We start from the raw sequence: 23,838 nt of genomic DNA, 5'->3' as shown, positions 1-23,838 counted from the left end.
TCCATCAGGCTGCTTGGGTCGTGGCGCGGTGGGCGAGCTCCTGGCGGACCAGGGGCAGGACGTAACGGGCGTAGTCGATCGCGTCGTTGAGCGGGTCGTAGCCGCGGATCGACAGCAGGTCGCAGCCGATGTCGACGTAGTCGAGGAGGGCCTTCGCCACCGTCTCGGGCGAGCCGACCAGGGCCGTCGACGCGCCGGCGGCGTTGGTGGCCACCGCGGGGGCGGTCCACAGGCAGCGGTCGTGGACCTCGCCGCGCTCGGCGATGTCGAGCAGCCGCTGCGAACCGACGTTGGCCGGGCGGCCGGAGGTGCGGTAGTGGCGCAGCAGCTCTGTCCCGGCCGTCTGCTCCTTGAGCACACCCAGCGTGCGGTGCGCCTTCTCCCAGGCCAGTTCGTCGGTGGGTGCGATGATCGGGCGGAACGACACCCAGATACGGGGGTGCGGGCGCCCGGCGGCATCGGCGACCGCGTTGACGGCGGCGATCTGCTCGGCCGTCTCCTTGAGCGGCTCGCCCCACAGCCCGAAGATGTCGCCCTGCTGGCCGCCCACCCGGTACGCGTCCTGGGACGAACCGCCGACCGACACCGGGATCAGCCCGTTCACGGGCTTCACATCGGAGTGGTAGCCCTCGAACCGGAAGTACTTGCCCTCGTGCGAGACGGGACCGTCGGCCGTCCACACCTGCCTCAGGATCCGGATGTATTCGTCCGAACGCTCGTACCGCTCCGCCTTGTTGAGGTAGTCGCCCTCCCGGCGCTGCTCCTCGTCGCTGCCCCCGGAGATGATGTGCAGCGACAGACGGCCGCCGCTGATCCGGTCGAGGGTGGCCAGGGCGCGGGCCGCGTGCGTCGGGAAGATCACGCCGGGCCGGTGCGCCAGGATCGGGCGGATCCGCTCGGTGTGGGTGGCGACGAACTGGGCGAGCTGGAGGGCGTCGGGGGACGCCGAGTGATAGGCGACCAGGGTGTGGTCGAAGCCCCCGTCGTCGAGGGCGCGGGCGTACTTGCGGACGTAGTCGGGGTCGAAGCCGGTCCGGCTGCTCGCGGCGGGGCCGTTGGTGCCGGCGTCGGTGTGGGTGGCGCTGATGAACTCGACAGGCATGCGGAACTCCTTGACGGGCGCGGCTACTTGAGGAGAGAGGTGTCGGAGGACTTCGCGACATCCACGTTCGGATCGAGGACGCCGATGCCGTTCATGAGGTCGGCCACGCCCTGGACGGTCGTGCTCACGTCCGAGGTGATCGGCAGGACCTTGCTGTACGCGGCCGAGGCGAGTGTCTTCGCCACGGAGGCGTCGGCGCCGTTGTGCTCCACGATGGCCTTGGCGTAGGCGTCCTGGTGGGTGCTGGTCCACTCCAGGGCCGTACCGAGGCGCGTCAGGAAGTCGGCGAGCGCGGCCTTCTTCCCACTGTCCGCGAGCGCTAGGTCGGAGGCGCCGATGAAGCCGTAGCCGCTGATGCGGCCGTCGGCGCCGTCGACGAGGAGCTTGCCGCCCTGCTCAAGGCCGACGGCCTGGTAGACGCCGAAGGTCGCCCAGATCTTGATCTTCCCGGAGGAGAAGGCGGCCTGCGCGTCGGTCGGCAGCAGGTACTGGACCTTCACGTCCGAGTAGTCGAGACCGTTCTGCTGCAGGACGTTGGCGAGCAGATACTCCGCGATGCTGCCCTTCGCCGAGGACACCACGACCTTCTGGCCCTTGAGATCCTTGACGCTGTCGATGCCGGAGTCCTTGCGGACGATGATCCCGGTGTGCTTGCCGTCGTTCTTCAGCGCGGCCACGTTCTTGAACTTCACCCCGCCGCTCAGCGCCTGGAGCGCGGGCAGATCGGCGGAGTACGTGGTGTCGGCGGCGCCCGCCTGCACGGCCTGGTAGAGCGGGGCGGCGCCCTCGAACTCGGCCCACTTCACCTTGTACTTGGCGCTCTTGAGCGCGTCGGAGGCGGCCACGATCGTCTGGAGGGTCTTGGCCTGGTCGCCGATGGTCAGGGTGACATCGGAGCTCTTCGTGGAGGTGTCCGCCGAGGAGTCGGCGCCGCAGGCGGTCAGCGCCAGCAGGGTGGTGAGGCTCAGTGCGGCGGTGGCGATTCTGCGGATCACGAGGGGGTCCCTTCCAGGGTCTTTGCGGTGGTCGTAGGGGAGTGGGCGGGGGTGACGCCGAGCCAGCCGAGTAGGCGGGCGCGGAGGGTGACGAACTCGGGGGCCGTCAGATCGCGAGGGCGGGGCAGGTCGACGACGACCTCGTGCGCGATGCGGCCCTCGTCCATCACCAGGACGCGGTCGGCGAGGAGAAGCGCCTCCTCCACGTCATGGGTGACCAGGAGGATCGCGCAGCCGTGCCGCTGCCACAGCTCGGCGACCAGTTGCTGCACCTTGCCGCGGGTCAGCGCGTCGAGGGCGCCGAAGGGCTCGTCCAGGAGCAGCAGTTCGGGCTCGCGGACCAGAGCGCGGGCGAGTGAGACGCGCTGCGCCTGCCCGCCGCTGAGGGTTTTGGGCCAGACGGTCGCGCGGTCCGCGATGCCGACCTCGTCGAGTGCCTGCTCGGCGAGGGCTCGGTCGGGGCGGCCGGGCAGCCCGAGGACGACATTGCGCCACACCTTCAGCCAGGGCAGCAGCCGCGGCGACTGGAAGGCGGCACTGCGGCGCGCCGGCACGGTCACCTCACCGCCGATCTCGTCGTCGAGCCCGGCGAGGATCCGCAGCAGCGTCGACTTGCCGCAGCCACTGTGTCCGAGGAGAGCCACGAACTCGCCCTCACGCAGGTCGAGATCGAGGTCGTGCAGGACGGTGTTGCCGTCGAAGGCCTTCGAAAGCCCCCTGATTTCCACGCTGTTGGCCATGTGGCTCACGCCTCGCCCTCGAAGTTGGCCCGCCAGGTCAGCAGCCGTCGCGACAGGATCCGCACCGCGAAGTCGCAGGCCAGACCCAGCAGCGCGTACACGACGAGGCAGAGCACGATGACGTCCGTGCGGAAGTACTGCTGGGCGTTGCTCATCAGATAGCCGAGGCCCGCGTCCGCGTTGATCTGCTCGGCGAAGACCAGCGCGAGCCACGCGGTGGACAGCGCGTACCGGAGTCCCACGAGTGCCCCGGGCAGCGCGCTCGGCAGGATGACGTACCGGATGAGCCCGAGCCGGCCGAGCCCCATCATCCGGGCGGCCTCGACGAGTTGGGCGTCGGTGGAGCGGATACCGCCGTAGATGTTGAAGTACAGCGGGTACGTCACGCCGAGCGCGACCAGCGCGACCTTCGGGGTCTCCTCGATGCCGAACCACACGATGAACAGCGGGATCAGGCCCACCCAGGGGATCGCCCGGAACATGCCCATGGAGGAGTCGATGACGTCCTCGCCTAGCCGGAACAGTCCGGCCAGCAGGGAGAGGCTCAGGGCGACGGTCGCTCCGATGAGGAAGCCGGTGGCGGCACGGCGGCCCGACGCGGCGATGGCGCTGGGGAGTTCACCGTTCTTCGTGAGCTCGACGGCCTGCCGCAGGACGTCCACGGGGGAGGCCAGCACGGTCTCCGGGAGGACGCCGGTGGCGGAGGTGAGGAACCAGAGGAGCACGAGGCCGACGGGTCCGGAGGCGCGGCGTACGGAGCGGGGGACGGTGAAGCGGCGGGCGGACCTGGCCGTGCCGCGGATGGTGACGCGGGTGGATGGCGCGGGGGCTTTGTCCGTGGGTATTGCCTGCTGCGGCAGCACCGCCGCGTCGAGCGGTTTCGTCGTCATGGGTGGTTTCCCTTCGCGGCCGGGCGGTCGGGGTCGGCGGACCAGGCGGACCAGGAGCCGGGGAAGAGAACGGCCTCGAAGCCGGCGATCTCCAGCGCGGCGATCTGGTGGGCGGCCGTGACACCGGAGCCGCAGTAGACACCGATGCGCGAGGCCTCACCCGCACCCCGTTCCTCGAACCGCTTCCGCAGCACCTCGGGCGGCAGGAAGGTCCCGTCGGCCGCGAGATTCTCCCCGGTGGGGGCGGACACGGCGCCCGGGATGTGGCCCGCGCGAGGGTCGACGGGCTCCACCTCCCCGCGATACCGCTCGGCGGCCCGGGCATCCAACAGCAGCCCGGATACGGCGAGTTCGGCGGCGCCATCGGCATCGGTGACCGGCAGCCCACCCGCACGCAGGACGACGTCACCCGGTTCCGGCGCGGCGGGAGTCCCGGACTCCAGCGGCAACCCGGCCGCACGCCACGCCCCCAACGCCCCGTCGAGCAGCGTCACATGAGGCACACCCGCAAACCGCAGCAGCCACCAGGCGCGGGCCGCGGCCGTGTTCCCGAGGTCGTCGTACACGACCACGGGCCGATCGCCGCCGACGCCCCAACGGCGCGCCGCCGCCTGCAAGTTGGCAAGGGTCGGCAGGGGGTGGCGGCCGCCCTCCGGGCTCGGCGGCGCGGCCAGCTCGGTGTCCAGGTCGACATAAACCGCACGCGGGATGTGGCCGTCGGCGTAGTGGTCACGGCCGTGCGGATCCCCGAGCGCCCAGCGGACGTCGAGGACGACGGGCGGCCGGCCGGAGTCCAGCTGACCACGCAGCTCCTCGACAGTCGTCGTCACCGGGGCGCTCATGCGAGCCCCTCCGCGATCGCGGGCAGCTCGTCGGACAGCCGCAGTCGCTCAAGGAACAGGACGACCGTCGCGGCGGCGGTGCGGTGCAGCGCGTCGTTGAGGACGTCGTGCCGGCCCCCGTTGAAGGTGACCGTGCGCACGCCCGGGTGTCCCGCGTACACGGTGAGCGCCTGGTCGAGCGGGCTCACGGCGTCGTCCTTGCCGTGCAGGGCCAGTACCGGGACGTGGATCAGGTCCAGGCGGAGTTCGGGAAGGCCGTCCGGGGTCTCGTCGAGTGCCCCGCGCCGGAAACCGGAGTCGTTCTTGAGGCGGCCCTGATGTGTCGGGCAGGCGGTGCGGGCCTCGACCTCGGCCTCCCAACTCCCCGACACCCAGGGGCCGGTGGGCAGACCGACCAGGATCAGCGCGTCGACTCCGGCGGTCCGGTCGGCAGCGAGTCGAGCCGCGTACCGGGCCCCTGTGTCCGAACCGACCAGCACCTTCGGGCCGGGCAGCGACTCGTCGGCCAGCAGCTTCGCCGCCGCGTCGAGGACGGACGGATCGGCGGACGGGTCGCCGAGGGCACGGACGCGGTAGGCGTCGTAGGCGAGACGGCGGCCGAACCGCTCGTACACACCGCCGTGTTCGCCCCGCCCGGCCAGCACGATGAGCGTGCCGCGCGCGGCGAGACCTTCGGGTTCGTCCCAGGAGGACAGCGAGGAGGGCATGAGGGGGCAACTCCCTTGTGAGGGAAGGGGAAACGTGCGAGGCAAGGGAAAAGGGCACGCGAGACCCGCCGGCACGTGTCAGAAGGAGAGAGACGTGGTCAGCTCAGGCCGAGAAAGGGGGAACGCCCGTGGGCGGAAGTGATCAGCGACAGCGCGCGCTGCACGCCACGCCGAAGTCGATGACTCGGCGCTGCGTCAGAAAGGCAGCAGAAGCGGTCGTGTGCAACATGCGCTCATCATGACCGGCCCGGACCGGCCGCGTCCAACGATGATTCCGCATCGAAACCGATCAGGTATCGCGATCGATGCCCGGAGCAGCTACCGTCACGGGCATGCCCCAACCTGTCCTCGACATCGTGGCCCTGCGCAGCCTGACCGCGATAGCCGACTGCGGCGGCTTCCACCGGGCCGCCCGGACGCTGGCGCTGAGCCAGTCCGCGGTCAGCCAGCACGTCCGCCGACTGGAGAAGACACTCGGCCGGCCCGTCGTCGAACGGGAGGGCCGGGGCACCCGCTTCACCCCCGAGGGACGGCTGCTGCTCGAACAGGCCCGCCGGATCCTCGCCGTGCACGACGAGGCGGTGCGCGTCCTGCTCGACGCGGACGGCGACACCGTCACCATCGGCTCCACCGAGCACGCCGCCGACCAGTTCCTGCCCCGGCTGACCGCCGCCGTCCAGGAGGTGCGACCCGGCTGCCGGGTCCGCTTCCGCATCGACCGCTCGGCCCGCCTCGTCGAGGCCGTCGAGCGCGGCAGCGTCGACGTCGCGGTGTACGTCACCGAGGCCGCCGCCACCGAGGGCACTCCCGTCGGCGGCCTCCCCCTCACCTGGCACGCGACGCCCGGCTGGCGCCCGCCGCCCGCACCCGCCCCCGTCCCGCTGGTCGCCATCGAGGACCCGTGCGCGATCCGCCGCCGCGCCATCGCGACGCTCGCCGCGCACGGCGTACCCGCCACGGTCGTCGGCGACGCCGGCTATCTCGCGGGCGTCCTCGACATCGCCCGCACCGGCCAGGGAGTCGCCCTCCTCGCCTCGGTAGGCCCCGCCCCCGACGGCCTCACCCCGTACGAGGGCCTACCGTCGGTCACCCCGATCCCGATGAGTGCGCTGTCCCGCCCAGGCGCCGACCCGGCAACGGCGGAGGCCGCCTTCCAGGCGGTACAGGACCTACTGCGCTGAGGTGGGGGGCGGCTCCATATGTCGGCGACGGTTCGGCAGCGCCCCGAAAGGGGCGCGGGGAACTGCGCGACCAGCCACGACGGCGCCGCAGCGAACCGACAACGCCTCACGCAACTTACAGCTGAGCGCCAAGCATGCGGCCCAGCACCGCCCGTTGCAGCGGCAGAACCTCACCGTGCAGATCGCGCCCCTTACGGGTCAGCGCCACCCACACACCGCGCCGATCCTCCGCGCAGACGGACCGCACGACCAGCCCGTCCTTCTCCAGCCGCCCGATGAGACGGGAGAGGGCGCTCTGACTGAGATGAAGACGCCCGACAAGGTTCTGCACCCGGCACTGGTCGCCCTCCTGGGGCGACTCGGTCGCGAGCATGTCGAGCACCTCGAAATCGCTCGCGCCCAGGCCGTGGGGGTGCAGCACGCGGTCGATCTCGCACATCGTGCGCGCGTGCACCGAAAGGATGTCCCGCCACTGTTCTTCCAGCCGGGCACCGGCCGTGTTCGCTGCCATACACCCCATGTTAATGCGCGTGCATGAATGCGAGGCCGGTGCCCGCGGGAGCTCCTGGGCTCAGGCGTCCTGGGTCAGCCCGATGAGGTTGCCGTCCGCGTCCCTCACCGAGGCGATGAGCTTGCCGCCGCCGACGTCCGTGACGTCCGTGAGCAGCTCCGCCCCGGCCTCCAGCAGGGCCGCCAGCCGGGTCCGGATGTCGGGGACGGTCCAGTACGGCACCGGGCCGGTCATGCCCTTGCTGTGTCCGTTCGGGTCGAGGCCCACGTCCTGACCGGCGTCCTTGAAACCGACGTAGTAGGGCTCGTCCGCGTACGGCTCCGTCTCCAGCAGGGCGCTGAACAGGGCCTTCGCCCGGGCGATGTCCTTGACGGGGTAGATGATCGTGTTGAGGCCGGCGGTCATGGGGTGCTCCCTGGAGAAGTGTGGCCCGATGGATTTCGTCGGTGGTTCCACGCTAGGACGGGCTAGCGGGTCTGGCTTCTCCGATCCTGACCGGTTGCTCCCTACGCACCCCACCGGTCACGTCGACTCCCGCTTCACCAGCTCCGTGGGCAGGATCACCGCCGCCGGATCCTCGCCGCCGATCTGCGCGAGCAGTACCCGGACCATCTCGGCGCTGATCCGGTCGTAGGGCTGCCGGATGGTCGTCAGCTGGGGGCGGGCGGCCAACGCGGCCGAGGAATCGTCGAAGCCGCCCACCGACACGTCCTTGGGGACACTGCGTCCCGCCCGCTCCAGTGCGGTGAGCACACCCTGTGCCATCAGGTCGGACGCGACGAACACGGCGTCCAGGTCCGGGCACTGGGCCAGCAGCCGCTCCGCGCCGGCTTCGCCGCTGGCCCGGCTGTAGTCGCCGGAGACGACGAGGCGGTCGTCGTACTCGATGCCCTCCTCGGCCAGGACCTCGCGGTAGCCGGCGAGGCGTTCCACACCGCCCGGGGTGTCGAGCGGACCGGTCACCACGCCGATGCGGCGGCGGCCCAGCGACAGGAGATGGCGGACCATGTCCCGGGCCCCGTCGCGGTCGGCCGCCGCCACGTAGCTCACCTTGGAGCCGAGGCCGATCGGCTTGCCGCACGCGACCAGCGGGACGCCCGCCTCGCACAGCTGCTCCGCTACCGGGTCCCCGGAGTGGCTGGAGACCAGCAGTACCCCGTCGACGTGACCGGCGGTGATGTACCGCGTTATGCGCCGCCGTTCATCCTCCGTGCCCGCCAGCATCAGCAGCAGCGGGATGTCGTGCGCCGCCAGTGCCTGGGTGCAACCCCGCAGCAGGACATTGAAGTTGGGGTCCTCGAAGAACCGCTCCTGAGGCTCCGTCAGCAGAAAGCCGATCGAGTCGGAGCGGCCGGTGATGAGCGAACGGGCGTGGCGGTTGACCACGTACCCCGTTTTGCGGATCGCGGCGTTCACCGCCTCCTGCGCGGCGGGGCTGACGTAGTGCCCGCCGTTGAGAACACGCGACACGGTGCCTCGTGAGACTCCCGCCTCGCGCGCCACGTCATGGATCGTCGGCGGTTTGCGCCGGCCCCCCGTATTGCTCATGGTCATGACTTTACGGCTCCGGAGAGGAGATCGAGGCTCCAGAACCGCTGGATGACCAGGAAGAGCGCGATGAGCGGAATGACCGCCAGCAGCGCGCCGGTGATCACCAGCGTGTACAGCGCCGGGGTGTTGGCGCCCTGTTCGAGAAGCGTGAACAGACCGAGCGTGATCGGGAACCTCTCGTCGTCGCTGAGCATGATGTACGGGAGCAGGAAGTTGTTCCACACGGCCACGAACTGGAAGAGGAACACCGTCACCAGGCCGGGCACCATCATCGGGAGCGCGATCCGGGTGAAGATCCGCCACTCGCTCGCACCGTCCATCCTCCCGGCCTCGACCACGTCAGCGGGCACGGCCGCGGCGGCGTAGATCCTGGCGAGATAGACGCCGTACGGGGAGAGGACGAGGGGCAGGAGCACGGACGCGTACGAGTCCGTGAGGTCCGCCTTCGCCAGCAGCAGGTACTGCGGGATGGCCAGGATCACCGGCGGCATCAGCACACCGGCCATCAGGATGCTGAACACCGTCTCGCGGCCACGGAAGCGGTACATCGCGAGCGCGTAGCCGCTGACCGCCGAGACGGCCGTCGACAGGAAGGCGCCGAGACCGGCGTACAGGGCGGAGTTGCCCATCCACTTCCAGTAGATGCCGTCGCGGTAGGCGTTGAGATCCTTCAGGTTCTCGGTGAAACCGGTGCCCGGCAGGAAGGTGAAGGTGGAGAACAGTTCACTGCCCGACTTGGTGGCCGCGATCACCACCCAGGCGACGGGCAGCAGACAGTAGAGCGCGCCGAGCAACAGCGTCAGCGTCGGGACGAAGGCGATCCGGCGGCGCAGCGGCGGCCCCTGGGCGGTCCCGGGGGTCGTACCGGCGGCCGGTGCGGCCTTTCGTACGGCAAGAGAACTCATCGTGCTTCCTCCTGCTTGTTACGGGAGTTCGCGGCACGCAGGAAGCCGAAGGACATGACGAGGGTGACGACGGCGATGAGTGCGGCCTCCGCCGCGGCGGAGTAGATGTCACCGTTCTTGAAGGCGTCCTGGTACACCTTCATCAGCGGACTCCAGGTCGTGGAGACGGAGTTGGTGAGGGGCTTGAGGGTGGTCGGTTCGCTGAACACCTGGAGCGTCGCGATGATCGAGAAGAAGAAGGTGAGCACCAGCGAGGGCGCCACCATCGGGATCTTGATCCGCAGCGCGACCTGCAGCGGCGTGGCACCGTCCAGCTTCGCCGCCTCGTACACCTCGGCCGGAATGGCCTGCAGCGAGGTGTAGATGACGATCATGTTGAAGCCGGTGCCGCCCCAGACCGCGATGTTGGAGAGGGCGATGTACAGCGGTCCGCCGTCCAGCAGGTCCGGCTGCGGCATCCCCAGCTTGTCGAGGACGAAGTAGAAGGGGCTGACGTCCGGGAGGTACAGGAAGCCCCAGAGCATCGCGGCGACGACGCCGGGAATGGCGTACGGCAGGAAGATCGCCAGCCGCGTGAAGGGGGCGAGGCGCACCTTGTCCGTGTCGAGCATCAGCGCGAAGATCAGCGCGAGGCCGAGCATCACCGGGATCACGATGGCGCCGTAGCCCAGGACGCGCAGCGCGCCGTCGAGCAGCTCGGAGTCGGTGAGCGCGTCGGTGTAGTTCTCCAGGCCCGCCCAGACTTCCTTGCGGGCGCCGGCCCCGAGGCCCAGGCCCTTGACCTGGACCTTGTGCAGGCTCAGCCAGAGCGCGTACCCGATGGGCAGCGCGAAGAAGAGGGCGAAGAGGATCGTCGCGGGGAGGAGGAAAGCGTACGGGGCCCCCTTGACCCCGTACGACTTCCGGCGTGCCTTGGTCACTCCGCGACCCCGAAGCCCTGCTTCTTGAGGTCGGCGACGGTGGCGTCCTGCATGGTCTTCAGAGCGGCACCGAAGTCCGACTTGTCCTTGGCGGCGGCGCCGAAGGCGTCGTTGAAGGCCGTGTAGGCGACGTTCACGTTCGGGCCCCAGGCGGAGGGGGCCGTGGTCTTCGCGATCTCGGCGGCCTTGGTGTAGAAGTCCGTCTGGTTCGAGAAGTAGTCCGGCGGGGTGGTGAAGGCGCCGCTGGTCTGGGCGTTGGTGGCGGCCGGGTAGATGCCGCCCTCCTTCGCCAGCGCCGTCAGGGCCGCGTCGTCGGTGTTCAGCCACGCGGCGAACTTCGCGGCGGCCGCCTGGTGCTTGGAGTCCGTGGTGACGGCGGTGGAGGAGCCGCCCCAGCTGCCGGTCACGCTCTCACCGGACGACCACTGGGGGAGCGGGGCCATTTCCCACTTGCCCTTGGTGTCGGGCGCGGCCGTGGTGAGCGTGCCAGGCGCCCACACCGCGGAGACCCAGGCGATCTGCTTGCCGGTGTTCAGCGCCTTGTTCCAGGACGGCGTGTACATCGGCTGGTTGTCGATCGCGCCCTCCTTGACGAGGCCACCCCAGAAATCGGCGACCTTCTGCGTCGCCGCGTCGTCGATGCCGACCTTCCACTTCTCGCCCTCGGTCGTCCACCACTTGGCGCCGGCCTGCTGGGCGAGGCCCGCGAAGAGACCGGAGTCGTTGGCGGAGAACGTCGTCAGGTCCGTGTCCGGCGACTTCTTCTTCAGCGTGCGCGCGGTCTCGGCGAACTCCTCCCAGGTCGTCGGAACCGTCAGGCCGTACTTCTTGAACAGGTCCGCGCGGTAGTAGAACATCATCGGCCCGATGTCCTGCGGGATCGCGTAGACAGCGTCCGTGCCCAGCGTGGTCTGCTGCCAGACGCCGTCGGCGAACTTGCTCTTCGCGTCGCCCGCGTCCTTGGCTATGTCCGCCAGCGCGTCATTGCTGACCAGCGTCGGCAGCGCCTGGTACTCGGCCTGCACCAGGTCGGGCGCCTTGCCGGCCTTGTGCGCGGTGAGGATCTTGGTGACCAGCGTGTCGCCGGACGCCTGCTTCTTCACCGTGACCGTGATCTGGTCCTTCTTGCCCTGCCCCTTGTTCCACAGGTCGACGACCTTGTCCATGCCGGGCGTCCAGGTCCAGTACGTCAGCGAGACCGGCCCCGACTCGGCGTCGCTGTTGTCGTCGGACGAGCCGCAGGCGGCGAGAGCGGTGGCGCCGAGCGCGACCGCGACAGCTGTTGACACGAGGCGTCGGTGCGTCGTGATGGGCATGGATCGTTCTCCCCTGACCAGGGTCCTCGCCTGCTGCGAGAACCTGCCCTGTTATTGCGCGGTTCGCCTCCGGGGCGCCCCTTCGGCTCACTCGCGGTGCTTCTGTGAGCGTTCACAGTAGAGAAACATCCAGGACACTTGTCAATGGTTGTTGCTGTGCGGTTATGTTGGGCTCGCGCCGACAGCGCTGTGTGTGCACGTTCCCAAATGATCGATAAAACGGGAGAGATCCATGCCGGAGACCACCCCCAGGGGCCTCACCAGGCTCGCCTTCGGTGGGGACTACAACCCCGAGCAGTGGCCGGAAAAGGTCTGGCACGAGGACGTACGGCTCATGCGGGAAGCCGGCGTGAGCATGGTGAGCGTCGGCATCTTCTCCTGGGCCCTGCTGGAACCCACACCCGGGGCGTACGACTTCGGCTGGCTCGACCGTCTGCTCGACCTCCTGCACGAGAACGGCATACGCGCGGATCTGGGCACCCCGACCGTGGCGCCGCCCGCCTGGTTCTACCGGGCCCACCCCGACGCGCTGCCCATGACCGCCGAGGGCGTGCGATACGAGTTCGGCTCGCGCGCCGCCATCTGTCACAGCAACGCCGACTACCGCGCGGCCGCCGCGAACATCACCACCCGGCTCGCCGAGCGCTACGGCGATCACCCGGCCCTCGCGATGTGGCACGTGCACAACGAGTACGGCGTCCCCGTCTCGGCCTGCTACTGCGAGTCCTGCGCCGCCCACTTCCGCCGCTGGCTGGAGTCGACGTACGACACGGTCGACGCGGTCAACGAGGCCTGGGGCACCGCGTTTTGGGGCCAGCGGTACGCGGACCTCGGCCAGATCAACCCGCCGCGAGCCACCCCGACCGTCGGCAACCCGGCGCAGGCGCTGGACTACAAGCGGTTCGCCGACGCCACCATGCGCGAGAACTTCGTGATGGAGCGGGACATCCTGCACCGCCTGTCACCCGGCATCCCGGTCACCACGAACTTCATGGCCGCACTCAGCCAGTGCGACTCCGTCGACTACTGGGCCTGGGGCCGCGAGGTCGACATCGTCACCAACGACCACTACCTGATCACCGACGGCCGCCGCACCCACGTGAACCTCGCGATGGCCGCCGACATCACCCGTTCCGTCGGCGGCGGCGCCCCCTGGCTGCTGCTCGAACACTCCACCTCGGGCGTCAACTGGCAGCCCCGCAACCCAGCCAAGGCCCCCGGCGAGATGGCCCGCAACTCCCTCGCGCACGTGGCCCGCGGCTCCGACGGCGCCATGTTCTTCCAGTGGCGGCAGTCGCGGCGCGGCGCCGAGAAGTTCCACTCGGCGATGCTGCCGCACGGCGGCACCGAGACCCGGGTGTGGCGCGAGGTCGTCGAACTCGGCGCGTCCCTCGACTCGTTGAGCCAGATCCGCTCCACGCGCACCCAGGCCGACGTGGCCGTCCTGTGGGACTGGCACTCCTGGTGGGCGCAGAACCTCCAGTGGCGCCCCAGCGAGGACCACGACCCGCGCGAGCGCGCCGACGCCTTCTACGAGGCCCTCTACGACCGCCACCTCACGGTCGACTTCGCCCACCCGGAAGCCGACTTGTCGGCCTATCCCCTTGTCGTCGTGCCCGCGCTCTACCTGATGACGGAGGCCGCCGGGAACAACCTCAAGGAGTACGTCGAGAACGGCGGCACCCTCGTCGTCTCGTACTTCTCCGGCATCGTCGACGAGCACGACGCCGTGCACGAGGGCGCCTACCCGGGCCCGCTGCGCGACGTACTAGGCCTGACCGTCGAGGAGTTCTCACCGCTCCTGAAGGGCGACACCGTGCGTATCGCCGGCCCCGACGGCTCCGAGCTCACCGGTGACGTGTGGACCGAGTTCGTGGTGCCGGGCGACGCCGAGACCGTGTGGACGTACGCCGACGGCCTCACCGCCGGCCACCCGGCCGTCACCCGGCACCGCCTCGGCGAGGGCACCGCCTGGTACGTGTCGACCCGACTCGACGCACACGGCCTGGACGCCCTGCTCGGCTGGGCCGCCGAGGACGCCCGCGTCGCACCCCGCGCCGACCTGCCCCACGACGTCGAAGTCGTGCGCCGCACCGGCGAGTCGGGCACCTATCTGTTCGCGATCAACCACAGTCCGTCGGACGCCAAGGTGCCGCTGGAAGCGCACGGCACCGAACTGCTGACGGGCGAACGAGCCGCGGGCCGCCTCGCGGTACCCGCCGGAGCCGTCCGGGTCGTACGACTCGACGGCTGAGCCGCCAACTCCCCTCCGTCCGTGAGTGCCACGAGAGCCGCGGGCGGAGGGGCTCTCCCTCCAGCGCCATCGTGAGGGACATCCCCATCCCCATCACGTCGAAGGGACGACGGACGAAGATGTTCCATCCCAGACGCACACTCAGGGCCCTGCTGCTGCCGCTCGCGGCCGGACTCGCCCTCACCGCCCTGCCCGCACAGACGGCGCAGGCGGCCAGCACCCTCACCAACGCCGGCTTCGAGTCGGACGGCGCGGGAGTCGCCACGCCGACCGGCTGGTCCGAGTACGGGTCCACCGGCGCCAGTTACGTCGAAGCCGGTGGCCACAGCGGGAGTTACCGCCTGACCCACTACTCGTCCTCCGCCTACACGGTGGAGACCTACCAGTACCTGTCGGGGCTCACCAACGGGAACTACAAGCTCACCGCCTGGGTCCGCTCGGGGGGCGGGCAGAACTCCGCCTACATAGCCCTGAAGAACTGCGGGAGTTCGGAGCAGCGCACCGACCTGCCGGTCTCCGCCAGCGGGTGGATCCGCATCGTCGTGCCCATCGCGGTGACGAACAACCAGTGCACCATCAGCATCAACTCCAATGCCAACGCGGGCAACTGGATCAATGTTGACGACCTGACCTTCGCCTCAGGCACGGGCGGGACGAGCATCCACGGCGCCGACGTCTCCTCCCTCGCCAAGAGCGAGGCCCTCGGCGGTGTCTACAAGACCAGCTCCGGCACCACGAGCGACGCGCTCACCGTCCTGAAGTCCGCCGGCATGAACTACGCGCGCCTCAAGGTCTGGGTCAACCCGGCCGACGGCTACAACAACAAGACGCGCGTCCTCGCCATGGCCAAGCGCGTCAAGGCGCAGGGCATGAAGCTGCTGGTCGACTTCCACTACTCGGACACCTGGGCCGACCCGGGCGCCCAGACCAAGCCGGCCGCCTGGTCCGGACACTCCTACAGTCAGTTGAAGACGGACGTGTACAACCACACGTACGACGTCCTCAACGCGCTGAAGGCGCAGGGCACCACGGCCGACATGGTCCAGGTCGGCAACGAGATCAACGGCGGCATGCTGTGGTCCGAGGGCTCCACCGACAACTGGTCGCAGCTCGCCGGGCTCCTCAACTCCGGCTACGACGCGGTCAAGGCGGTCAGCTCGTCCACCACCGTCGCACTGCACCTCGCCAAGGGCGGCGACCTGTCGGGCACTCGCTGGTGGTTCGACAGTGCGGTCTCCAACGGAGTGAAGTTCGACGTGATCGGTCTGTCGTACTACGGCTACTGGCACGGTTCGCTCTACGACTTCCAGACCACTCTGGACGACGCGGCCTCCCGCTACGGCAAGCCGGTCTACGTCGCCGAGACGGCGTACCCGTTCCGCCTGGACAGCGAAGACTCGTGGACGAACATCATCGACACGACCGGTGAGCTGGTCTCCGGCTACGCGGCGAGCACGGCCGGCCAGACGCGGTGGATGAAGGACATCGCGAGCATCGTCGAGGCCGTCCCGAACGGCCGCGGTCTCGGCGTCTTCTACTGGGAGGCCACCTGGACCGCGGTCACCGGCAACGGCTGGGATCCGACCGACTCCACCTCCGGCAACGGCTGGGAGAACCAGGCGCTGTTCGGCTACGACGACAAGGCCCTTCCGGCGATGGCATGGTTCAGCCACCGCTGACCCCCTGACGCGAGGGCCCGGCCGCTGAGGGGCGGCCGGGCCCTCGCCCCTGCCCGAAGTGACCCCGGTGCGCATATGGGGTTACCGTCCCTGCTGGTGACGGCAAGGGCCCGCATGCCGGGCCCCGGCGAGCAGGAGAGTTACGACCATGAGAGCCCCGGAGGCCGAGAGCCTCGGCGCCGGCCCCCGCGCCCCACGGCGGTCCGTCCTGCGCGGCCAAGGCCAGGTCGTCGCGGTGGTCGCCCTCGGCGGCGGTATCGGAGCCACGGCCCGCTACGCGGCCTCGCTCTGGTGGCCCGCGCAGTCGGGTGGATTCCCCTGGACGACCTTCTGGGTCAACGTCGTCGGTTGCGCCGTCATAGGCGTGTTCATGGTGCTCGTCACCGAGGTCCTGGCCGCCCACCGGCTGGTCCGCCCGTTCTTCGGCACCGGCGTGCTCGGCGGCTTCACCACGTTCTCGACCTACGCTGTCGACATCCAGAAACTGATCGACGCGGGCCACCCCCGCACCGCCCTCGCCTACCTCGCCGCGACCCTCCTCACGGCGCTCGCGGCGGTGTGGCTCGCGATGACGGCGACCCGCCGTGTCCTGAAGGGGAGGCAACGATGACGAGGCTGACCGGCAGCGCCCTGCGCGTGACCGTCTTCGTCGGCGAACACGACACCTGGCACCACAAGCCGCTGTACTCGGAGATCGTGCACCGGGCTCACACGGCCGGCCTCGCGGGCGCGAGCGTCTTCCGCGGCATCGAGGGCTTCGGCGCCTCCTCCCTGATCCACACCTCACGACTGCTGTCCCTGAGTGAGGACCTCCCGGTGGCGATCGTGATCGTCGACACGGAGGACCGGGTCAGGGCCTTCCTGCCCCAGCTCGACGAACTCGTCACCGAGGGACTGGTGATTCTCGACGACTGCGAGGTCATCCGGTACATCGGCCGCGACGGCGCAACGGATGGCACACATCCCGGCAAAACGGACAAGAAAGGTAAGAAGTCGTAGTGAACTGGCTGCTGGTCGTCGTCGGCGGCATGGTCGGCGCCCCGCTCCGCTATCTGACCGACCGAGCGGTGCAGTCCAGGCACGACTCCGTCTTCCCCTGGGGCACCTTCGCGGTGAACGTGACCGGCTGCCTGATCCTGGGACTCCTGACCGGCGCGGCGACCGCCGGCGCCGCCAGTTCCCACCTGCAGTTGCTGCTCGGCACGGGGCTGTGCGGGGCCCTGACGACGTACTCGACCTTCTCGTACGAGACCCTGAAGCTGACCGAGACCGGGGCGGGGCTCCATGCCGCCGCCAACGTCGTCGGGAGCGTGGTGGCGGGGCTCGGTATGGCGTTCGCGGGAGTGTGGATCGCCCAGACGGTGTGGTCCTAGCCCACGGGACCGCACCCGGGCGCGGTAGAACTGGTCACCGCAACGTCTCACCGCACTGTCGACCAACACCCCAGAACTGGATCCCATGAGCGCCATCTCCGTCGGTCAGGCCGTCGTCCTCGGAGCCGTCGAGGGGGTGACCGAGTTCCTGCCCGTCTCGTCCACCGGGCATCTGAAGATCACCGAGGGGCTGATGGGAATCCCCGTCGACGACAACGCCGTCGTCGGGTTCTCGGCCGTCATCCAGGTCGGCGCGATCGCCGCCGTCCTCGTGTACTTCTTCAAGGACATCGTGCGGATCGTCTCCGCGTGGGGCCGTGGTCTGCGGAACAAGGAGGAGCGCTACCACCACGACTACAAGTTCGCCTGGTGGGTGATCTACGCGACGATCCCCATCGTCGCCGTGGGCCTCGCCGCCAAACCGCTCATCGAGGGGCCGCTGGCCTCCCTCTGGGTGGTCGCGGGCTCGCTGATCGTCGGCAGCGGTGTGATGTGGGCGGCGGACCAGATCGGCCGGCACAAGCGCGGTGAGGACGACACCTCGTTCAAGGACGCGATGCTGGTCGGCAGCTCCCAGATCCTCGCCCTGCTCTTCCCCGGCTTCTCGCGATCCGGCGCCACCATGTCCACCGCGCTGATCCTCGACCTGGACCGCGTCGCCGCCACCCGGCTCTCGTTCTTCCTCGGCATCCCGGCCCTCACCGGCGCGGGCATCTACGAGCTGAAGGACGCCCTGGGCACGGGGGCGGGCGTCGCGCCGCTGGCCGTCGGCACGCTCGTCTCCTTCGTCGTCGCCTACGCCTCCATCGCCTGGCTGCTGAAGTTCGTCGCCAAGCACTCCTTCAACGCCTTCGTCATCTACCGGATCGTCGTCGGCGTGCTGCTGTTCGGACTGCTCGCCACGGGCACCCTCAACAGCTGATCGCGACGGGGTGTGGCGCGGTATTCACGCTCCACACCCCGTGAAAGTCACCTTTCGCGCACCTTGACAGCACCCTCCTGCCGCGCGCAGGATCACTCCCGTGAACCTGTCAGACAGCCAGACAGGTGGTTCGGCACCTCGGCGCGTCAGCGCCATGGAAGCGGTGCTCACCCACCTGCGCGGAGCCATCGAGCGCGGCGACTACGCCATCGGCGACAAACTCCCCTCCGAGGCGGAGCTCTGCCGCACCCTGGAGATCAGCCGCCCGGTGCTGCGCGAGGCCCTGCGTGCCCTGCAGACGATGGGGCTGACCGTCTCCAAGACCGGCAAGGGCACCTTCGTCGTCGCCAACGCCGTCGAGGACCCCACCTTCGGCGACTACGCGGCCAGCGACCTCCTGGAAGTGCGCCGCCACGTCGAGATCCCGGTCGCCGGATACGCGGCCGCCCGCCGCACCCCGGAGAACCTCGACCACCTGGCCCACCTTCTGGACCGGATGGAGTCGGAGACCGACACCACCGCATGGGTCGCGATGGACACGCTCTTCCACCTCGCCGTGGCCGAGGCCGCCCAGAACCCGGTGTTCCGCCGGGTCATCGAGGAGATCCGCGACGCCCTGGCCCGCCAGTCGGCGTTCCTCAACGAGCTGGGCGGCCGGCGCGAGCAGTCCAACCGCGAGCACCGGGCGATCGTCGAGGCGCTGATCGACGGCAGCGAGCAGGACGCCGTCGAGGCCATGTCCCACCACCTCGACCGGGTCGAGACGACCCTCACCGACATCGTGCGCTCCGCGCGCACGGACCCCCCCACGGAAGGCGGACCCGAGGCGTGAGCGAGCAGATCCTGCGCGACGACGTGCAGAAACGTTCCGGCCATGTCGACGCCGGAGACGCGGGCTACAGCAAGTCGCTGAAGCACCGGCACGTCAACATGATCGCCATCGGCGGCGCCATCGGCACCGGCCTGTTCCTCGGCGCCGGCGGCCGCCTGGCCGACGCCGGGCCTTCGTTGTTCATCGCCTACGCGGTCTGCGGCATCTTCGCGTTCCTGGTCGTGCGCGCCCTCGGCGAACTCGTCCTGTACCGCCCGTCCTCCGGCGCCTTCGTGTCGTACGCCCGGGAGTTCCTGGGGGAGAAGGGCGCGTATGTCGCGGGCTGGATGTACTTCCTGAACTGGGCCACCACCGGTATCGCCGACATCACCGCGGTGGCCGTCTACACCCACTACTGGGGCATGTTCTCCGACATCCCGCAGTGGGTGATCGCGCTCATCGCGCTCGCCGTCGTCCTCACCGTGAACCTCATCTCGGTGAAGATGTTCGGCGAGCTGGAGTTCTGGTTCGCCATCATCAAGGTGAGCGCGCTCGTGGCGTTCATGTTGATCGGCATCTTCCTGCTGGTCACCCAGCACCCGGTGGGCGACACCACTCCGGGCCCGTCCCTGATCACCGACAACGGCGGCGTCTTCCCGGGCGGCCTGCTGCCCATGCTCCTGATCATCCAGGGCGTCGTCTTCGCCTACGCCTCCGTGGAGCTGGTGGGCGTCGCGGCCGGTGAGACCGAGAACCCCGAGAAGATCATGCCGAAGGCGATCAACTCGATCATGTGGCGCGTCGGCCTCTTCTACGTCGGCTCGGTCGTCCTGCTGTCGATGCTGCTGCCGTGGAACAAGTACACGTCCGGCGAGAGCCCCTTCGTGACCGTCCTCTCCAACATCGGCATCCCCGCGGCCGGCGGCGTCATGAACCTCGTCGTCCTCACGGCGGCCATGTCCTCGCTCAACTCCGGCCTGTACTCCACCGGCCGCATCCTGCGCTCCATGGCGATGTCGGGCTCGGCCCCGAAGTTCACCGGCAACATGAGCCGCACCCAGGTCCCGTACGGCGGCATCCTGCTCACCAGCGGCATCTGCGTCGTCGGCGTCGGCCTCAACTTCGTCGTCCCCGCCGACGCGTTCGAGATCGTGCTCAACTTCGCCGCGATCGGCATCCTCGCCACCTGGGGCATGATCATGATCTGTCACCTGGTGTTCTGGCGGAAGACCGAGAACGGTGAACTGTCCCGGCCGAGCTACCGCCTCCCGGGCTCCCCCTGGACCGAACTCGTGACCCTGGCCTTCCTCGCCTCGGTCCTGGTCCTCATGTACGCCGACGGCGGCGCCGGACGCACCACCGTGCTGTGTCTCCCGCTGATCGCCGGAGCGCTCGTCGCGGGCTGGTACGGCGTACGCCGTCAGGTCGCCCGCAAGTCCGCCGGCGCCGACGCGTGAACAGCGCGCCGGCCCACTCCAACCCACCAGTGATGCAGGCAGTCATGTACAGCAGTTCCCTCGCGGCACCACCCATGATCCGCGAACCCCTCCACACGCCCGTCGCCCACCTCATACGCGGCGGCGTCGTCGAGGGCATCCACTACGGTTCCGTCGTCGTCCTCGACCAGGCAGGCGACGTCGGCTTCCAACTCGGCGACATCGAGGCCGCGTTCTATCCGCGCTCCGCGCTCAAGCCCGTCCAGGCCGTCGCCATGCTGCGGGCGGGGCTGCCGCTCGACGGTGACCTGCTCTCCCTCGCCGCGGCGAGTCACTCCGGCGAGGAACGCCACCTTGCCGGGACTCGGCGCATCCTCGAAATGGCCGGGCTCAGCGAGGACGACCTGCGTAACGTGCCCGACCTGCCGTTCGGTCCGGCTGTGCGGGACGCCTGGGTCCGGGAGGGGCGTCAGCCCTCACGCCTGGCCCAGAACTGCTCCGGCAAGCACGCGGCCATGCTCTACACCTGCCGGCTGAACGGCTGGTCCCTGGACGACTACCTCGATCCCGGTCACCCTCTCCAGCAGGCGATCGCGGAGATCGTCGAGGACCTCACCGGGCAGCGCATCGCCCAGGTCACCGTCGACGGGTGCGGCGCGCCTCTGTTCTCCATCTCCCTGCACGGACTCGCCCGTGCCGCCGCTCGCATCACCACCGCGGCGCCTGGTACGCCGGAAGCGCAGGTCGCCGATGCGATGCGGTCTTACCCGGACATGGCTTCCGGGGCGGGGCGGGATGTCGCCGCGTTGATGCGGGCCGTGCCGGGGCTGCTTGCCAAGGATGGGTTCGAGGGGGTTCAGGTGGCTGCGCTGCCGGATGGGCGGGCCGTTGCGGTGAAGATCGCCGACGGGGCCAATCGGGCGCGTGTGCCGGTTGCCGCGGCGGCGCTTGGGCGGGCGGGGGTTGACCCGGCCCTGCTCACCGAGTTCGCGGGGGAGCCGTTGCTCGGGGGTGGGGAGCCGGTGGGTCGTGTTCGGCCGGTGCGTGCGCTCGACCCCGTCGCTTTGCCGGCCTGCGCGTAGCGCTTCGCCGGACAGGTCGTCCTTGATCTGCGGGTCGGTTGTGGCTGGTCGCGCAGTTCCCCGCGCCCCTTGGGGCGTTGGCCTGAGCGCCAGCCAGGATGGCGCCCTTCTCCCCTCAACCCTCAGAAAACAGAAAGAGGCCCTGCACCCTCATGACCGTCGTCACCCGCCGCGAACACGATCTGCTCGGAGACCGGGACGTTCCCGCCGACGCCTACTGGGGTGTCCACACCCTGCGTGCCACCGAGAACTTTCCCATCACCGGAACGCCGATCTCCGCCTACCCGCATCTGATCGACGCCCTGGCCGCCGTCAAGGAGGCCGCCGCTCTCGCCAACGAGGAGCTCGGGCTGCTGGAGTCCAGGAAAGCGGCCGCGATTGTCGAGGCCTGCCGGGAGATTCGGGACGGCAAGCTGCACGAACAGTTTGTTGTCGACGTGATCCAGGGCGGTGCCGGCACCTCGACCAACATGAACGCCAACGAGGTGGTCGCCAACCGGGCGTTGGAGCTGTTGGGGCACGCCAAGGGCGACTATCGGCACCTGCACCCCAACGAGGATGTCAACCTCGGTCAGTCAACCAATGACGTGTATCCCACGGCGGTCAAGATAGCGACGGTCTTCGCCGTACATGGACTGCTCAAGTCGATGTCCGTACTGCAGGACTCCTTCGCCCGCAAGGCGGTCGAGTTCCGTGACGTGCTCAAGATGGGCCGTACACAGTTGCAGGACGCGGTGCCCATGACGCTCGGTCAAGAGTTCTCCGCGTATGCCGTCATGATTGACGAGGATCGCAACCGCCTTGACGAGGCCGTCCAGTTGATCCATGAGATCAACCTGGGTGCCACGGCCATCGGTACAGGCCTCAACGCCCCCGCCGGATACGCCGAGTCGGCCCGCCGTCACCTCGCCGAGATCACCGGACTGCCTCTGGTCACGGCCGCCAACCTGGTCGAAGCCACCCAGGACTGCGGGGCGTTCGTCCAGATGTCGGGCGTGCTCAAGCGGGTCGCGGTCAAGCTCTCCAAGAGCTGCAACGATCTCCGTCTGCTCTCCTCCGGGCCGCGCGCGGGCCTCGGCGAGATCAACCTGCCGCCCGTGCAGGCCGGTTCCAGCATCATGCCCGGCAAGGTGAACCCGGTGATCCCCGAGGTCGTCAACCAGGTCGCCTTCGAGGTGATCGGCAACGACGTCACCATCACCATGGCCGCCGAGGCCGGACAGCTCCAGCTCAACGCCTTCGAGCCGATCATCCTGCACTCCCTCTCCGAGTCCATCACGCACCTGCGCGCCGCCTGTCTGACGCTCGCCGAACGCTGCGTCGACGGGATCACCGCCAACACCGAGGTGCTGCGCGCGACCGTGGAGAACTCCATCGGCCTGGTCACGGCGCTCAACCCGCACATCGGCTACACAGCCGCCACCGACATCGCCAAGGAGGCCCTTGCCACCGGCCGGGGAGTCGCCGAACTCGTCCTGGAGAAGGGCCTGTTGCCCGCCGAGAAGCTCGCCGCCCTGCTGCGGCCGGAGATCCTCGCGGGCAGCGGAGCCGGGACCGTCTGATCCACCGACGCGCTCCGGGAGCGGGCGGGAGGCACAATAGTGATCATGACCTCCGTCATGGCATTCCACCCGGTCCTGGAGCGCATCGCCGAGGAGATCGAGCGGACCCCCGGCCGCGGCCGCCCCGCCGACTACATCCCGGCGCTCGCGGCCTGCGACCCGCGCCGCTTCGGCATGGCCGTCGCGGAACTGGACGGCACGGTGTACGGCGTGGGGGACTGGCGGCAGCCGTTCTCGACACAGTCCATCACCAAGGTCTTCACCCTCGCGCTCGACCTGGCCCGCGAGGGCGACGAACTGTGGGAGCACGTGGGCCGCGAGCCCTCCGGCAACCCCTTCAACTCCCTGGTGCAGCTGGAGTACGAGAGCGGCATCCCGCGCAACCCGTTCATCAACGCGGGCGCGCTGGTCGTCACCGACCGCCTCCAGACCCGTACCGGCGACGCGGCCGGCGCACTTCTGGCCTTCCTGCGTGCGGAGAGCGGCAACCCGACCCTCGACTTCCGCAAGGACGTCGCCGACTCCGAAGCCGCGCACGGCGATCGCAACGCGGCCCTCGCCCACTTCATGAAGTCCTACGGCAACATCGACAACCCGGTACCGGCCCTCCTCGACCAGTACTTCCGCCAGTGCTCGATCGAGGCATCCTGCGCGGACCTGGCCCTCGCCGCCGGCTTCCTGGCCCGCCACGGCATCCGCGCCGACGGCACCCGCCTCCTCACCATGAGCCAGGCCAAACAGGTCAACGCGGTCATGCTGACCTGCGGCACATACGACGCGGCAGGCGAATTCGCCTACAGGGTCGGCCTCCCCGGCAAGAGCGGAGTGGGCGGCGGCATCATCGCGGTGGTACCGGGCCGCTGCACGCTGTGCGTATGGGGCCCGGGCTTGGACGAACGAGGTAACTCAGTGACGGGAGTGGCGGCCCTGGACCGCTTCACAACACTGACAGGCGTATCAGTGTTCTGAGAGAGAAGGTCACTTGCTGACGGAGGGGGCAGCAGTACCGCTAAGGGGCGCGGGGAACTGCGCGACCAGCCCCCACCGGCTCGCAGCCGT

At 69.4% G+C, this 23,838-nt stretch carries 24 protein-coding genes; 12 read left to right on the top strand and 12 right to left on the bottom strand.

Annotation, left to right across the window (positions count from 1 at the left end; all coding sequences use genetic code 11):
- Positions 1 to 4 precede the first annotated feature (4 nt).
- The 6 genes from AC5DRG_RS04900 to AC5DRG_RS04875 are packed head-to-tail and all read right to left on the bottom strand — an operon-like array spanning position 5 to position 5,276.
- Positions 5 to 1,102 (bottom strand): LLM class flavin-dependent oxidoreductase, encoded by a 1,098-nt coding sequence (locus AC5DRG_RS04900; protein ID WP_491808306.1) that lies wholly within the window; start codon positions 1,100 to 1,102, stop codon positions 5 to 7.
- 23 nt (positions 1,103 to 1,125) lie between these two features.
- On the bottom strand, positions 1,126 to 2,097 hold the full coding sequence (locus tag AC5DRG_RS04895; RefSeq protein WP_491808305.1) for an ABC transporter substrate-binding protein: 972 nt from the start codon (positions 2,095 to 2,097) through the stop codon (positions 1,126 to 1,128).
- Positions 2,094 to 2,837, bottom strand: coding sequence for an ABC transporter ATP-binding protein (locus tag AC5DRG_RS04890; RefSeq protein WP_491808304.1), 744 nt, complete (start codon positions 2,835 to 2,837; stop codon positions 2,094 to 2,096). Before AC5DRG_RS04890 ends, AC5DRG_RS04895 begins: the two co-directional genes overlap by 4 nt.
- A gap of 5 nt (positions 2,838 to 2,842) precedes the next feature.
- On the bottom strand, positions 2,843 to 3,727 hold the full coding sequence (locus AC5DRG_RS04885) for an ABC transporter permease (protein ID WP_491808303.1): 885 nt from the start codon (positions 3,725 to 3,727) through the stop codon (positions 2,843 to 2,845).
- The gene (locus tag AC5DRG_RS04880; protein WP_491808302.1) at positions 3,724 to 4,569 is read right to left on the bottom strand and encodes a sulfurtransferase; all 846 of its coding nucleotides are present in this window, start codon (positions 4,567 to 4,569) and stop codon (positions 3,724 to 3,726) included. The genes AC5DRG_RS04885 and AC5DRG_RS04880 overlap by 4 nt, the downstream gene beginning before the upstream one ends.
- The gene (locus tag AC5DRG_RS04875; protein WP_491808301.1) at positions 4,566 to 5,276 is read right to left on the bottom strand and encodes an alpha/beta hydrolase; all 711 of its coding nucleotides are present in this window, start codon (positions 5,274 to 5,276) and stop codon (positions 4,566 to 4,568) included. Before AC5DRG_RS04875 ends, AC5DRG_RS04880 begins: the two co-directional genes overlap by 4 nt.
- Positions 5,277 to 5,608: 332 nt before the next feature.
- Here AC5DRG_RS04875 and AC5DRG_RS04870 point away from each other — a divergent pair, with 332 nt between their 5' ends.
- The gene (locus AC5DRG_RS04870; protein ID WP_491808300.1) at positions 5,609 to 6,457 is read left to right on the top strand and encodes a LysR family transcriptional regulator; all 849 of its coding nucleotides are present in this window, start codon (positions 5,609 to 5,611) and stop codon (positions 6,455 to 6,457) included.
- Between the two features lie 115 nt (positions 6,458 to 6,572).
- Here the strand turns inward: AC5DRG_RS04870 and AC5DRG_RS04865 are convergent, their stop codons facing one another.
- The 6 genes from AC5DRG_RS04865 to AC5DRG_RS04840 all read right to left on the bottom strand — a co-directional run bounded on the left by AC5DRG_RS04865 (position 6,573) and on the right by AC5DRG_RS04840 (position 11,660).
- Positions 6,573 to 6,968: a MarR family winged helix-turn-helix transcriptional regulator gene (locus AC5DRG_RS04865; protein WP_491808299.1), complete on the bottom strand. Its 396-nt coding sequence runs from the start codon at positions 6,966 to 6,968 to the stop codon at positions 6,573 to 6,575.
- Positions 6,969 to 7,028: 60 nt separating this feature from the next.
- Positions 7,029 to 7,373: a VOC family protein gene (locus AC5DRG_RS04860; protein ID WP_491808298.1), complete on the bottom strand. Its 345-nt coding sequence runs from the start codon at positions 7,371 to 7,373 to the stop codon at positions 7,029 to 7,031.
- A 117-nt stretch (positions 7,374 to 7,490) separates the two neighbouring features.
- Complete coding sequence (locus AC5DRG_RS04855; protein ID WP_491808297.1) at positions 7,491 to 8,522, bottom strand: LacI family DNA-binding transcriptional regulator; 1,032 nt, start codon at positions 8,520 to 8,522, stop codon at positions 7,491 to 7,493.
- On the bottom strand, positions 8,519 to 9,424 hold the full coding sequence (locus tag AC5DRG_RS04850; RefSeq protein ID WP_491808296.1) for a carbohydrate ABC transporter permease: 906 nt from the start codon (positions 9,422 to 9,424) through the stop codon (positions 8,519 to 8,521). The genes AC5DRG_RS04855 and AC5DRG_RS04850 overlap by 4 nt, the downstream gene beginning before the upstream one ends.
- Positions 9,421 to 10,344, bottom strand: coding sequence for a carbohydrate ABC transporter permease (locus tag AC5DRG_RS04845; RefSeq protein WP_491808295.1), 924 nt, complete (start codon positions 10,342 to 10,344; stop codon positions 9,421 to 9,423). The genes AC5DRG_RS04850 and AC5DRG_RS04845 overlap by 4 nt, the downstream gene beginning before the upstream one ends.
- The gene (locus AC5DRG_RS04840; protein ID WP_491808294.1) at positions 10,341 to 11,660 is read right to left on the bottom strand and encodes an ABC transporter substrate-binding protein; all 1,320 of its coding nucleotides are present in this window, start codon (positions 11,658 to 11,660) and stop codon (positions 10,341 to 10,343) included. The genes AC5DRG_RS04845 and AC5DRG_RS04840 overlap by 4 nt, the downstream gene beginning before the upstream one ends.
- Positions 11,661 to 11,892: 232 nt before the next feature.
- On the opposite strand from AC5DRG_RS04840, the gene AC5DRG_RS04835 reads away from it, so the two are divergent.
- From AC5DRG_RS04835 to AC5DRG_RS04785, 11 genes are all read left to right on the top strand, one after another.
- The gene (locus AC5DRG_RS04835; protein ID WP_491808292.1) at positions 11,893 to 13,914 is read left to right on the top strand and encodes a beta-galactosidase; all 2,022 of its coding nucleotides are present in this window, start codon (positions 11,893 to 11,895) and stop codon (positions 13,912 to 13,914) included.
- A 119-nt stretch (positions 13,915 to 14,033) separates the two neighbouring features.
- Positions 14,034 to 15,593 (top strand): glycosyl hydrolase 53 family protein, encoded by a 1,560-nt coding sequence (locus AC5DRG_RS04830; RefSeq protein WP_491808291.1) that lies wholly within the window; start codon positions 14,034 to 14,036, stop codon positions 15,591 to 15,593.
- A gap of 148 nt (positions 15,594 to 15,741) precedes the next feature.
- Positions 15,742 to 16,203 (top strand): fluoride efflux transporter CrcB, encoded by a 462-nt coding sequence (gene crcB / locus AC5DRG_RS04825; RefSeq protein WP_491808290.1) that lies wholly within the window; start codon positions 15,742 to 15,744, stop codon positions 16,201 to 16,203.
- Positions 16,200 to 16,592, top strand: a complete 393-nt coding sequence (locus AC5DRG_RS04820; protein ID WP_491808289.1) for a DUF190 domain-containing protein — start codon at positions 16,200 to 16,202, stop codon at positions 16,590 to 16,592. Before crcB (AC5DRG_RS04825) ends, AC5DRG_RS04820 begins: the two co-directional genes overlap by 4 nt.
- On the top strand, positions 16,592 to 16,966 hold the full coding sequence (crcB, locus tag AC5DRG_RS04815; protein ID WP_491808288.1) for a fluoride efflux transporter CrcB: 375 nt from the start codon (positions 16,592 to 16,594) through the stop codon (positions 16,964 to 16,966). Before AC5DRG_RS04820 ends, crcB (AC5DRG_RS04815) begins: the two co-directional genes overlap by 1 nt.
- 85 nt (positions 16,967 to 17,051) lie before the next feature.
- The gene (locus AC5DRG_RS04810; protein ID WP_491808287.1) at positions 17,052 to 17,888 is read left to right on the top strand and encodes an undecaprenyl-diphosphate phosphatase; all 837 of its coding nucleotides are present in this window, start codon (positions 17,052 to 17,054) and stop codon (positions 17,886 to 17,888) included.
- Between the two features lie 154 nt (positions 17,889 to 18,042).
- Positions 18,043 to 18,720 carry a FadR/GntR family transcriptional regulator gene (locus AC5DRG_RS04805; protein ID WP_491812971.1) on the top strand — a complete coding sequence of 226 codons (678 nt, stop codon included), beginning with the start codon at positions 18,043 to 18,045 and terminating at the stop codon, positions 18,718 to 18,720.
- Complete coding sequence (locus AC5DRG_RS04800; RefSeq protein WP_491808286.1) at positions 18,717 to 20,156, top strand: amino acid permease; 1,440 nt, start codon at positions 18,717 to 18,719, stop codon at positions 20,154 to 20,156. The genes AC5DRG_RS04805 and AC5DRG_RS04800 overlap by 4 nt, the downstream gene beginning before the upstream one ends.
- Before the next feature lie 44 nt (positions 20,157 to 20,200).
- Positions 20,201 to 21,217 carry an asparaginase gene (locus AC5DRG_RS04795; RefSeq protein WP_491808285.1) on the top strand — a complete coding sequence of 339 codons (1,017 nt, stop codon included), beginning with the start codon at positions 20,201 to 20,203 and terminating at the stop codon, positions 21,215 to 21,217.
- A gap of 152 nt (positions 21,218 to 21,369) precedes the next feature.
- Complete coding sequence (gene aspA / locus AC5DRG_RS04790) at positions 21,370 to 22,779, top strand: aspartate ammonia-lyase (protein WP_491808284.1); 1,410 nt, start codon at positions 21,370 to 21,372, stop codon at positions 22,777 to 22,779.
- Between the two features lie 45 nt (positions 22,780 to 22,824).
- Positions 22,825 to 23,748 carry a glutaminase gene (locus AC5DRG_RS04785; RefSeq protein WP_491808283.1) on the top strand — a complete coding sequence of 308 codons (924 nt, stop codon included), beginning with the start codon at positions 22,825 to 22,827 and terminating at the stop codon, positions 23,746 to 23,748.
- Positions 23,749 to 23,838 lie beyond the last annotated feature (90 nt).

This window comes from Streptomyces sp. JLBG701 (assembly GCF_058544905.1).
This window is presented reverse-complemented; position numbering and strand designations above follow the sequence as displayed.